At 40.4% G+C, this 12,625-nt stretch carries 11 protein-coding genes; all 11 read left to right on the top strand.

Annotated elements, in window-relative coordinates; translation table 11 throughout:
* Positions 1-101 precede the first annotated feature (101 nt).
* The 11 genes from HNW13_RS17845 (at position 102) to HNW13_RS17795 (ending at position 12,374) form a co-directional block, all read left to right on the top strand.
* The gene (locus tag HNW13_RS17845; RefSeq protein ID WP_192114606.1) at positions 102-3,710 is read left to right on the top strand and encodes an ATP-binding protein; all 3,609 of its coding nucleotides are present in this window, start codon (positions 102-104) and stop codon (positions 3,708-3,710) included.
* Positions 3,711-4,146: 436 nt separating this feature from the next.
* On the top strand, positions 4,147-4,779 hold the full coding sequence (locus tag HNW13_RS17840) for a hypothetical protein (RefSeq protein WP_192114607.1): 633 nt from the start codon (positions 4,147-4,149) through the stop codon (positions 4,777-4,779).
* Between the two features lie 12 nt (positions 4,780-4,791).
* Positions 4,792-4,956, top strand: a complete 165-nt coding sequence (locus HNW13_RS17835) for a hypothetical protein (RefSeq protein WP_192114608.1) — start codon at positions 4,792-4,794, stop codon at positions 4,954-4,956.
* Positions 4,957-5,030: 74 nt separating this feature from the next.
* On the top strand, positions 5,031-6,530 hold the full coding sequence (istA, locus tag HNW13_RS17830) for an IS21 family transposase (RefSeq protein ID WP_192114609.1): 1,500 nt from the start codon (positions 5,031-5,033) through the stop codon (positions 6,528-6,530).
* Positions 6,523-7,290, top strand: a complete 768-nt coding sequence (gene istB, locus HNW13_RS17825) for an IS21-like element helper ATPase IstB (RefSeq protein ID WP_192114610.1) — start codon at positions 6,523-6,525, stop codon at positions 7,288-7,290. The genes istA and istB overlap by 8 nt, the downstream gene beginning before the upstream one ends.
* Positions 7,291-7,309: 19 nt before the next feature.
* Positions 7,310-7,561 (top strand): hypothetical protein, encoded by a 252-nt coding sequence (locus tag HNW13_RS17820; protein ID WP_192114611.1) that lies wholly within the window; start codon positions 7,310-7,312, stop codon positions 7,559-7,561.
* Positions 7,562-7,581: 20 nt separating this feature from the next.
* Positions 7,582-8,415: a hypothetical protein gene (locus HNW13_RS17815; protein WP_192114612.1), complete on the top strand. Its 834-nt coding sequence runs from the start codon at positions 7,582-7,584 to the stop codon at positions 8,413-8,415.
* Between the two features lie 19 nt (positions 8,416-8,434).
* On the top strand, positions 8,435-8,980 hold the full coding sequence (locus tag HNW13_RS17810) for a hypothetical protein (protein ID WP_192114613.1): 546 nt from the start codon (positions 8,435-8,437) through the stop codon (positions 8,978-8,980).
* A gap of 149 nt (positions 8,981-9,129) precedes the next feature.
* Positions 9,130-9,390, top strand: coding sequence for a hypothetical protein (locus HNW13_RS17805; RefSeq protein ID WP_208062923.1), 261 nt, complete (start codon positions 9,130-9,132; stop codon positions 9,388-9,390).
* A 302-nt stretch (positions 9,391-9,692) separates the two neighbouring features.
* Positions 9,693-10,907: a hypothetical protein gene (locus HNW13_RS17800; RefSeq protein ID WP_192114614.1), complete on the top strand. Its 1,215-nt coding sequence runs from the start codon at positions 9,693-9,695 to the stop codon at positions 10,905-10,907.
* A gap of 840 nt (positions 10,908-11,747) precedes the next feature.
* Entirely contained in the window at positions 11,748-12,374 is a 627-nt protein-coding gene (locus tag HNW13_RS17795) for a hypothetical protein (RefSeq protein ID WP_192114615.1), read from the top strand.
* The last annotated feature ends 251 nt before the right edge of the window (positions 12,375-12,625 follow it).

Below are 12,625 nucleotides of genomic sequence, written 5' to 3'. Positions count from 1 at the left end.
CTAACATTGGTTCCAGTGTTTAACTATTGACCAGAATGCAATAATACTACAAAGTGTCTATATAAATCAGTCGCTTTTAGGTTTAGTTAGTTCAGCATCATATGATAAAAATAATCACTTTCTGTAGACATTTGCTTTCAAGTTGGCTCAGTTATATTGTTTCATGGCTTGAAAGTTTTGACCATTCGGATATAGAACAATCCAAATTCGTGGATCTCGCACCAACTGATGAGGCAGACAAGGCTGGTGTATATACCGAAGCGATTCTGTTTGCTACGAACAATGCCAAGGTCTCCAACATTGCCCTAACTGGCCCCTATGGTTCGGGAAAGAGCAGCATCATCCAATCCTTCTTGAAGATGTATCGGCGACCTGTGCTTCAAATCTCTCTAGCTTCCTTCGTTCCCGAGGCTGATTCGGGGGGGGATAAGGTGAGCCGTCAAGAGATTGAGAGAAGCATCCTGCAGCAAATATTGTACGGTGCTGATGCAAACAAACTTCCTCTGTCGCGCTTCAAAAGAATTCAGTCGCCCGGCGTTTGGTCGTTTCTTAAATCTCTTTACATAATGCTTGGAATTCTCGCGCTTTGGTACGTATTTCGTCAGCGAGAAGATATCATCAGTGGTAAATTTCTTGTTCCGTTCGAGCCCAGCAATTGGTTCCATCTGGGGATATTCTTGCTCGCGGCAACATTCCTCTGGGCGACACTACATCACTTTTATGTGGCGAGTTTTGGTCTGTCACTCAAGAGCATTTCGTTAAAGGACGTTGAGATTAAACCAGCATCTGATGATCAGGCGTCCATATTAAACCGCCATCTAGACGAAATAGTCTACTTCTTCCAATCAACCAAATATGATCTTGTAATCATTGAGGATTTAGACCGATTTAATAATGCAGATATTTTCGTCACACTCCGCGAAATTAATAGTCTCGTGAACGAGAACGCAGGTGTTAAACGTACTATCAGGTTCCTCTACGCCATGCGTGACGATATGTTTGTCAACACCGAGCGAACCAAGTTCTTTGAATTCATCATTCCCGTCATACCTATCATCAACACATCGAATTCGATCGACATGGTATTGGATCAGGGAAGTAGACTTGAGCTCGACGGACGCCTTGAACGGCAGTTTCTGAGAGAGGTCTCACGTTACCTGAACGACCTGAGATTGATTCGAAACATCTTTAATGAATACGCTATTTATGTGGCTCAATTGGAAACAACTGGAGAGAATCTGCTTGATGCCAACAAGCTTCTTGCGATCCTGATCTATAAAAACGTTTATCCAAGTGACTTTGAGCAACTGCACTGCGGCGCGGGTAATCTCGCGAAAATATTGAACTTAAAAGACGAACTAATTAGGCATGGTGAAGCAACGTATAGGGGCGACATCGAGAAAATTGAAAAACAGCTTGAAGTCGCAGAACAACAAATCCCTCTTGACTTGAAAGAGTTACGGCAAATTTACGCTATGGTTCTGATTGAAAAGCTTCCAGAGAATTTTAATAAAGTTTCTATTGATGGGACAGGTTGGATCTCCTTTCCACAGCTAGTTAGTCACGATGCATTCGATCAACTGATTGAATCTAAACACCTATCTTGCTATAGCGCCAATGGTTATCAACAGAATGTAAATATTTCCAAATTGCAAAGCGAGGTTGATACTAAAAGATCTTACCAGCAACGCAAAGTAGAGATAGAAAGCAAGGCTACTGATAATAAAAACAATAGCTTGCGTAAAATAAATGAGCTGAGATCAAAGATTGCAACGCTACGCACGACTAAGCTCAACGAGCTGTTGCGTTTTAACGCCAACAGCATGCAGGATCATTTTGAAACCTTCGCTGAAAATGGAGCACTTGCCCGTTTTCTGCTCCTAGAAGGCCATATTGATGATACTTACTATCAATACACCTCACTCTTTCACTCGGGCCGTTTGTCGCCGAATGACAACAAGTTTTTGATCCAGATAAGGGCATTTATCACACCAGAGCCAGGTTTCCCTATCGATAATCCACAAGAAGTTATTGCCGCTATGCGAGATGAGGACTTCCGACAAAGCTATATCTTGAACGTCAAGCTTATCGATAGCCTCCTGAGTGACCGTAGCAGTTACCGCGCCCAATTGCAGAAGCTTTTCCAGTACCTCTCGTCGAAGTTTGAGAACTGCGAGGGCTTTTTCGATTCCTATTACACCAGTGGCATCGATGTTGCCGGACTTCTTTCAGGTTTAGCCAATGCATGGGATGGTCTTATTCCAAAAGTCATAACCAGCCCTAACAATATCTCCCACGTCACACAATTGGTCGCGTGCCTACCTGAAAACTCGCTCAAAATGCTCGCAAAGGATTTTGACGAGCTACCAGAATTTGTTTCGGCGAACCTTCCAGAGATTCTGATTAATTTACCTGAACTAGCACCGGAACGCCTTGCATGCCTCGACTTTGAAGTCAAAGATCTGGCTGCAATCAAAGAACAACCTGAAATTGTACGCTTCATGTTCGAGGAGGGACTTTTCGAACTTACGATCGCAAACTTGGAATACGTCTACCAAGTTATTTTAAAAGAGAACGATCTCGAGCCACTACGGACGAGGAACTTCACTACTATACGTTCGACGAATAACACAGCCTTATTGGAGCGGGTAGAACGCGATTTCGAGCGCTACCTGTGTGATATCCTTTTGGAGCTTGAAGGAAATTCTGAAGAGGATACCCCCGCTATTTTAGCTGTTGTTTGCCAAGATACGCTTGAGCAAGATGATCTTCGGGAGTTTCTTGAACGGCAAATGATCCTGTTGCCAACCCTAGAGGATGTGCCTGAGAGATTGCACCCGATGCTGTTCCGGTTAGGTAAGATTGAAGCAACTTGGGAGAACTGTCTTGCTTTCATGGAAGATAACGTGTTCGAGGCAGATAGCCTGATTGGATATCTTGATCGAGATGTTGTTCGTGAAGTTATCTTGGAACACCCTATTCCTAGTGATTCTGCTTCGCTGAAGCTGCGTCAGTTCCTCCTCAATGCGGGCTCGCTGTCTGATGCAGCCTACAGAGAATATGCTCACGCCCTGCCGAATTCGTTCAAGAACCCCCCAAAAGAAGTCGAACCAAACAAGCTTCAAATCCTGATTAATGAAGGAAAAATCACATTCACTAAGGAAAGTCTCGATGCGCTCGCTGATCACTGTGATTTGCAGGTTTTATTCGTCGCGGCCAACATCGATTCATATCTTGCGGACTCTGACAGCTTTGCACTCGACGATGACTTTCTAGAGGATCTTCTTCGATCTGAAATTGATAATACAGCCAAGCTTGGGATAATTGAATTGATGGACCTAGAATCGCTCGTCGGCCTACCTGAGCGATCTGCACTAATCGGACCGATTATTGACAACACCGACGCCAATATATCCAACCTTAATGCAAGTGTTGCGCAATCCCTGATAAGGTATTCTTCGCCCAAAGCAACGCAAATTTCACTTTTTAACAAATTTAGCTCTCTTATGACGGATGACGAAGTACGTCATGTCTTGGCCAATCTACCTAAACCATTTTCCGAAATAAAAACTGGATACAATTCGCCTAAATTGAAAATTACACCCGAGAATCATGGTTTGGTTAGATGGCTTAAATCAAGAAATATTATTTCGTCATGGAGTGAGAGTTTCCTCACTGACGATATAAGAGTGAATCTTTATAGACGCTGATAAGAGAACACTACATAGATAGATATTCACACTTAACAACTAGTTTTATACGAGTTCTCGTACTGACATAGTATAGCGTAACAAGCCACACCATTATTGTGGCTGTACCAATGGATCCGCTTCGCTCGCCTATGTGCTTAACGTTAACCCATATAAATATTAATCCGAAGCTTTAGAATTAGAGCTAAGAATCTAGCGCATTTATGTCCAGAAATAATTTAAGCAAGCTTTAATGTAGTGGGTCAGTCTTCATTGACCCACTTCGCCCTATATTGTAATAAAAGTACATGGAAAAGTTGTAGTTCTAGAGGTTTTCATAATTTGTCAGTTTATGGTTATATTTTATGTCAGGATATGGTTGTAAATTTTAGCTAAGCAATTGAAAATAGTTTATTGCTTATGTCAGGTTATGCTTGCAGCGACAACAGAATCGGCCGTGAAAAACCCAATACCTTTAGTGCTCATTAAATATTTGAGTGATTCAAATAGCAAAGCGACACCGAGTTTTGACGAAATTCAAAACAATAATGATACACGGTTAGCCTTATCTAAATGCTTGTTAATGGCCAACATAAATAATACGTATTTATTGGGCGGTAGCATTCATGAAAGTGATCACGCTATTACCAATAAATTTTATAACAATATCAACAGTATTAGAATCATCAATGCCGCAACCAAGATGAGTAGCCAAAGCATAAACGACCAGCCACCAAGAAAAGTGGAACCTAGACAAGTACAGGCGCTTAACGACTTCATGGATAAATGCTGCGGGGATAATTATTATCATTTCGAAAGTTACGCTTTTTTGAGCTCTCAAATGATCAAGTTAGAAGACATTGAAAAGCTGCAATACCTCTATCAAATTATGACAGAACTCAGTGATGAAGCTCTGGAAAATCCAAACCTACAATCCCAGTTAACTTTAAACAAAGAAAGCCTAGAAGAACTTAAACAGTCATTTCTGCTCAGCGCTGACATTGAGAATGTGTTAATCCATCAAATCGTAAGGCCTGACGTAACAGAAAATATACCAGAATTAGAATTGCCAAACTTAAACTCACTATAAATGGAAGTGCATATGGCTAAGATAAATTTAGACGAATTAACATCTCAAGCTGTTACACACTCAAACAGCATTAGAGGCCGTTACCGTCAATATGAGATTGATACCCAAATGTTGCTTCACAAGCTAGCGGAACGATACTCTCAAAATCACAAGCCTGCACTATTAGGCGACAATTAACTTGGCCGGTTCGCGACAACTAGCTTGTCCGGTTTTGGTAAGCTCTAGGCATACATAATTATTGAGAGATTTATATGCCTGGAAAAACCATAAATCAATCACAGGTTAACCTATATATGTCTTATCGTAATCAACCTAAACAGACTCAATCATCTGCAGCGGCTAAAGCAGGATTTTCATCCCGCACAGCCAGACGTATTGATTCAGGGCAGCACAACCCCCCTCCATTACCGCGTCAATACGCTACTCGAAAAGATCCGTTTAATGGTCTTTTTGAACAACATATTGTCCCACTGCTTGAAAAAGAACCCACATTACAACCCATTACATTATTTGAAAAACTCGAAGAAATCGCACCGGGGCAATTTGATCGCGCGCAACTTAGGACTTTACAACGCCGTATCAAGACATGGCGAGTCAAATACGGACCAGAAAAAGAGGTGATTTTCAGGCAACAGCATACACCTGGAGCGATGGGGATTTCCGATTACACTTGGGCTAATGAATTGAATATCACCCTCGCTGGCAGTGCATTTAAACACAAACTTTATCATTACCGCTTGGTTTTCAGTGGCTGGACTTACGTCGAAGTCATCTTGGGTGGCGAAAGCTTTGAGTCATTGTCATCCGGGCTGCAGAATGCCTTTTGGCAAAGTGGGGGTGTACCCAAAACCCACCGCACAGATAGCTTAAGCGCTGCCTTTAAAAACCACACACAAGCAGAAGTCCTCACAGAGCGCTACACCAAGTTATGTCAGCATTACGGTGTAAAAGCCACTCGAAACAATAAAGGTATAGCCCATGAAAATGGCGCAATTGAAGGCCCTAATGGGCATCTAAAGCGAAAGATAGCGCAGCAATTGCTATTGCGCGAAAGCCGTGACTTCCTGGATTTAAAGCAATACCGAGCATTCATCGATGCCATCGTCGCTAAAATAAATCGTCAATGTCACACGCGTTACATTGAGGAGTGCGCGTACTTGTCCGCCTTACCCGTCCGTCGAACGAATGACTTTTGTGAGCAGTACGTCAAAGTGACATCCAGCAGCACGATTTCCATTAAGCGTGTGACGTATTCCGTGCCATCACGGCTCATTGGCGTGACCTTACTGGCGCACATTTATGATGACCGCATCGTCCTCTTCTATGGACATGAAATCACATTAACCTTAGCGCGAATACACACGCAAGGCGCAGCACGTGGCCGCTCAATAGACTATCAGCACCTTATCCACGCATTGGCTAAGAAGCGCAATGCGTTTAAAGCATCACAACTTAGAGACGACCTTATACCTAAAGGCGATTTTTGGCAGTTATGGCAGGCACTCACCCGTGATGGTGTGACTGATACAGATTGTCATTATATGGTCGATTTACTGGTCATCGCTGCCAACTATGATTGTGAGGCTGCATTGGGCCGCTTCGTTCTCAGCGCATTTGAAGCAGGAAAAGCGGTAACGATAGATGAATGTCGACGCGTTTTCAGGCCTGATACGCTATTTACCCCCATGATTAATCGTCAACAACATAGCGTTTCAAGTTACGACGTACTGTTAGGAGGGCGCAATGGCTAACCCACTGAGCTTACCTATATTATTACAAGAGTTACGATTACCCGCGATAGCAAAAGCTTGGCCTGATATCGCGCTAAAAGCGGTGAAGGAGCAATGGGGGCCTGAGCTATTTCTCGCTCAGTTATGTGAAATAGAGGCCTCACACCGACAAGAAATACGCCTAAAGCGCTTACTGAAAGACAGCCAATTACCCATAGGGAAACAACTATCACAGTACGATTTTAGTGAAGTGACAGGGATTAGTGCCGTTCAAATCAAGCATAAAGCCAGTGAGCTCGGGTGGTTGAGGCAAGGCCACAACATACTGTTATTTGGTGCAAGCGGTCTGGGGAAAACACACCTAGCCGCCGCGTTAGGCTATGCCCTTATAGAGCAATCTGTTCGAGTTAAATTCACAACAGGAACCGCCATGGTGCAGCATCTACAGAAAGCGCGACAAGGTTTAGGACTAGAAGATGCGCTTAAAAAACTCGATAAATATGAGCTACTGATTTTGGATGACATTGGCTATGTAAAAAAGAGCGACAGTGAAAGTCAGGTTCTATTTGAACTCATCGCACATCGATATGAGCGCAATAGCTTGGTGATAACGACGAACCAGGTATTTAGTGACTGGGACAGTATCTTTGGCGACAATATGATGACGGTAGCTGTGATAGACAGGCTGGTGCATCATGCTGAAATTTACCGACTTGAAGGAGATAGTTACCGTAAAAAACAAGCTATGAAATTAAACGACAAAAGCGGCCAACTTAATTGACGCGCATAGGACAAGCTAGTTGACGTCTAACACTGCACTTAACCGCTATTTTAATGATAAGTTGGCTAATTCTGGGTCTGTGTCTGATGCACTAAAAATACAAAACGAAAACGTCTTAGATGTGCCTAATGAGTGCTATATCGAACTTGTGCAGATGGGTTATGCCACAGTAGATAATAAAAAGGAGATTGGTTACGTAGTTAATACTAATTATGAACTGCTTTTTCCGGTTGGCTTTTTGAAACTCAACTTCTTAAATCAAATAATGTGAGGCTTACAGACACTTCTAACGTGGGTGGTAAATCAATAATATTCGAAGGCAAGCTACCTTGCGGGTTAGAAACGAAATTCTCATTCCTACTCATTAATCAAGATGAAAGCACAAAAATAGCAATAGGAACGAGCAATCAGAACCCTGTGATTATAAGCGGCACCGCATTTAATATTTATAGGGATCTGGTACCGGATGATATTAAGCATAACGTGCCACTTTCATGTGCCGATATTATTATTGACGAGCATGACAAGGTGATTGGCTCTTTCTCTGACCTAACTTCGAATACCCACGGATATAAAAGGCTTGAAGAAATATCAATTATGCCACTACTACTGGAAGCTTTTGCAAATGAAGGGGCTCTAGGGTCTGCAGATAAGAAATTAGTAAGCCGTTTTTTCTCTCAACTAAGCCTGGACCATGACCATTGTATTTCAGAGTTAATCAATGAGAGCCCAGTCTTCACAGATGGCACTACGTTAGTAGACTGCATAAATACATTGCTAAATACTTTTCAGCCTTTCTCCGGTAATACAACCCTCATCCAAGCGTTGTCATACTCGATTATAGATCGACACAAGGAGTATGGCCTAAGTCGAGATGGTGAGTTTGCCCAATTGAACTTCCTAAATTATGTAGAAGATACGATGAATCCTTATCTTACAAGTGCTAAAAAAGTCGCCCAGATGAACAATGTTAAAAGCTTATTGAATACTACACAAAATGAACGCAATGAAGTTCGACATTGCCACCAGCTAAGCCAAATTGTCGACATAAGCATATCTAATCAAATCGACACAAAAACCACAGATGGCGAAACAAACGAACTTTTCATGAATAATTCACTGTAGTTAGCAGGTTGGTAGATAAATGAATCAAATGAATATTTTAGAAAAAGTCTTATTTCAAGCTGGTGCGACAAGCGATGAGCTAAATTCACTACTTGCATCGACAACAAACAGCCAGATAAATACTATTTTCACCGAATTCTTACGAGATGTTTTCAATGATAAGCATGAGCATTTTTACGATGCTAAGCAGTATTCGAGCGGAATTGGAATGCTGGTGGGATGCGCTGTTGAGGCTGGTAAAAGTCAAGACTATTTAGATGAATTGGATTTCTTTTGTACACGGAGTTATGGCGCGACAAAAGATAACGATTTATCAACCGAATTACTTGTAGAGCTTTATCACTTGGTAAATGCCGACAATACAAACTTTGAAACATTTACTCAATTAAAGCTTTTAATTGATATGCAGCAAAATATCATTCAACCCATTGTAGAAAAAGCAGCTTGTATGAGCTTCAGCATGGACCTGGATGCCTTTATCGTCAACTCAGCATCACCAATAAGTGCCAGTGACAATGGGCATGAGCCCGATACCTATAATGAAATGCCATCTAATGCAATTTAGTATTAAAAACTAGACTATTAGACCTATGTGGAGAGTTTTAAATACTCAGTTTCAAAACCCATAATGAATATTTACAGCACATAATACATGTGTTAATCTTTTCGATATCAACATAATATCATTATGTTCATTACATTGAGGTGATATGTATGGCAATTACGTTTTATAACGTTAAAGAAGGCGAGTTCGTGCGATTAATCGAGTCCCAATCTATTAGCAAGATTATTGCGCAAGAAAGTGCCGATTCACCACTTAAATTTCATGTAGTGGGCATAAATCCGAAGGCTGAAACAGCTTATGCTGTAAGGCATGGCCGTACAAACGTCCTGAGAACATGGAGGCTAGATAATCTGGGGATGTTCTTGAAGGAGTTGCACGTAACCTCATGGGAAGTCCAATATAAATATTAATAAAAAGTAGGTGCAAAATGGCTAATTAATATGGTTTGGATGTCAATTATTTTTCTGGAAAGCTCGAAATTATACTAAGGGATATCTCTAGGTACACGCCGGACGAGCTATCAAGGGCGCTTGCTAGATTGAGTGTATCGGCCGATGAGGAAGTGCTTTCAGAGCCAGAGTTCATGCACCTTATTAAAGTGCAAACTGTCAAAGGCGATTTTAATTTAAATACATAATATTAAAGAACTCAGTTTAGGTAGCCATAAATGCTAACAAATCTAAGTTCATCCATATAATTAAGTTGGTGATCTATGGGACAGATTAAGTGTAATTACGAACAAATTGCGGCTAAAACAATCACAGCGATTGATCGAGAGGTTATGATCTACAACCAATGGACCAATGCTTTTTCATGCGCCATTGCTGAATATCGAACTAAATATCTCGAAGAATACCCTCCAAATCTAGCATCAGCATTTCATGAGTTTACTAATAAAATCATTTTAAAACCGGCAAAGCCTGGGTTTGCTAAGGTTAGTAACGCAAAAAATTTCAACATTTTGGATTTGACGCTTTGCTTTAATGCTGATGCATTTATGGAAGTTGAAAAGCTAGGGATTGACCTAGTAACGTCGATTAAGAAAACATATCAAGAATGGTATACGATTGAACATTATCTTAATGATATTGAATTAACTAAACTAAAGCTTACAAAAAATATTAGTGATTCATCCTATTTGCTCACTATTACAGATAGTGATGACAATATCTCATTCATCTCAACATTCAATGCTGACGGTTCGCTCAGTAACAACCCAACGTTAACATGCTATGAGTTCTCCTTAGTGACCAGTCCAGAATTAAAGTTAGAAGCAATAGCGTCTATTCCCTTATTTAACCACGAGCAAAGATTTGAACCTGTAACTCAGCTAGCGCTTAAGGAGCATATTGATAATTGCCATCAAAAAACACCAAATGTTGAAGTAAAGCTTTTCATCTTAGAAATGTTTGAGCAGATTTTAAAAGGTGAGAAAGTGGATTTAGTTGATATGGCAAAGCTTATCACTAATGTTCCGGCTTCTGTGATGGCTTTCTGTGCTGAGAATTACAGCAACACACGAGTAATTGCAATCGAAAATACGAAGCAGTGGCCTGAATCGCTAAGGCATTTACATCAGTTACTTCTAAATGCCGATACTAGTGAAAATTACAATTATGTCGTCGACGATTTAATTGCAGGTGTAATTGGACATCTAGCTCAAGATGAACCTAAAATAGAAATACTGTTAAATTTGAACAAAATTAAGCATGACGGAAGCATATTTGGAAATTATCTCAATGATGACGCGCCTAAATTTCTTATGTTAACCGGTGCTTGGCAGAATAAAATGAGTGAGTACGAAGAAAAGCGAGCATGCTTTGATCTCAGTAATACAATAAATCATATTTTAGACCAGGAAATTTATTTATCTAACAGTGAGGACCATGAGATTGAAAGTGCTTCCTACATACCCAATTCAATATAATTGCTCAGTAATCTAAGAATGTACTGATTACAATATGTTAATTTTTTCTATTAAAATCTAAATGAAGATATCTGACTTGGGGAGTCCGTCAATACGTATGTTCAAGCCCATTAAGCTTGCGTGAACTATAATCTCTTCTCCAGGCTCAGCATCGTGAAGGTCGCGCAGCAGAGATCAATCAAGCACCTCCAGTTTAATAAAAATGTTCTTCGTGAAAGCTTAGGCAACGACACCTACTAACAAATTGTGCGTTCGTATTAAAGTTTGATAAATCATAATTAATTCTGATCATTTATAATATAGTTTGATAATTTCTGGATTTTTGCAGGCATAAACGGGTTAGGAGTAACATATTTCTGCCCCATTATTTGTTTCGACTGGATGAGGAATCAATTTGCCTAATCGTGATTCGACCTACTTTTATTAATTTATAAATGGAGCTAGCATGTGATTTTGTTTAGTTCATCTTATCTTTATGATTCTTTCAAAAGTTCGCACTCGCTTTTCACCTAGAATTATTATAATCAATAACAATCAAATGATTACACCTTGAGTGTTAGGCTTTGAAATAAAGGCTGGTTACACCAATGGTCTTAAAATTTAAGAAAAATCGTAAAATTGCGTCCTTAATCAGCTACTGCACAAATAAATGAAACCATCGATAGCTTTTCAGCTTAAGATGACAATGCATATGAGGGACACTAAACAGTATGTACTTTCCGGTCTATAATAGAAAAGAAACAATAATGTTATCTAATAAAGTATTGGAATGGATGAATAAAAGAGATTTTCCGATTGAGATGAAAACAGCCCTTTTTCCTTAATAGAGAACCGAAATAAATGACCGTTTTATACCACCCCCCTTATGACAGCCCAATAGAAAATCGTTTTGCAATGTGGTTCGCCAAGTATGCTGACGACAGCATAACGTTAACGTCGCAAGTGAACGCGAGTACATTATGTGGCCTGTTTGTGCTGGATTTCGTTTTAGAGGACGACAACGGCTACCGAGTTGGAATAGAGTGTGACGGAAAAGAGTACCATTGCGAAAACCGTGACGAATGGCGCGATGCTATGATACTGGGCGGTGGACATATCGACGTTATATACCGATTACGTGGTGTAGATATCAACTATCGAATCGAAGACTGTCTCTATTTGCTGGCTAAATTAGAACCATCTTTTTTCTCCGAACGCAGGCTTCATGGGCTTGTAGATCTAGCCAGTGATGAAGTTTTGCGAAGATCGCCAATTCATAAAGAAAGCATGCATGTCATTCGTTATCAAAATGGTCCAGATATAGAGAGTTTAATCATTGAGGTAAGACGAACGGCTATAAGTAAGGACTTTAGATGGTTTTGGCGTTCACTTTATGAGTACGGGTTAAGTGTTGGCGGTGGGCACTTGGATGATGTAATGCTGAGCTATAGGGAGAAGCAAGATCAACGAGGCGATGACTTTATTTAGTTACTCATAAGAATCTAGTATCGGCAGGCTATATTGTTTGATCATTTACATTAAAGTTTGTCACTTTTTTCAGCTAAACGCCACTTGGTGGTGAGATACTTACTTATTTTGTCAAAATATGTGTCAGTTAGCATCGCTTGCACGAATCTTCTTATTTATGGGTTACAGGCCATAAGACTGATTATCTAGCTATGTATATTTGATGTAACTAATTGTATCATTTATATAAACACGGAAAAAGTCATAGTTCA

It is taken from the genome of Shewanella sp. BF02_Schw (assembly GCF_014596695.2).
GTDB lineage: Bacteria > Pseudomonadota > Gammaproteobacteria > Enterobacterales > Shewanellaceae > Shewanella.
Note: the sequence above shows the minus strand (reverse complement) of the source record. Positions and strands in the feature narration are given on the sequence as shown.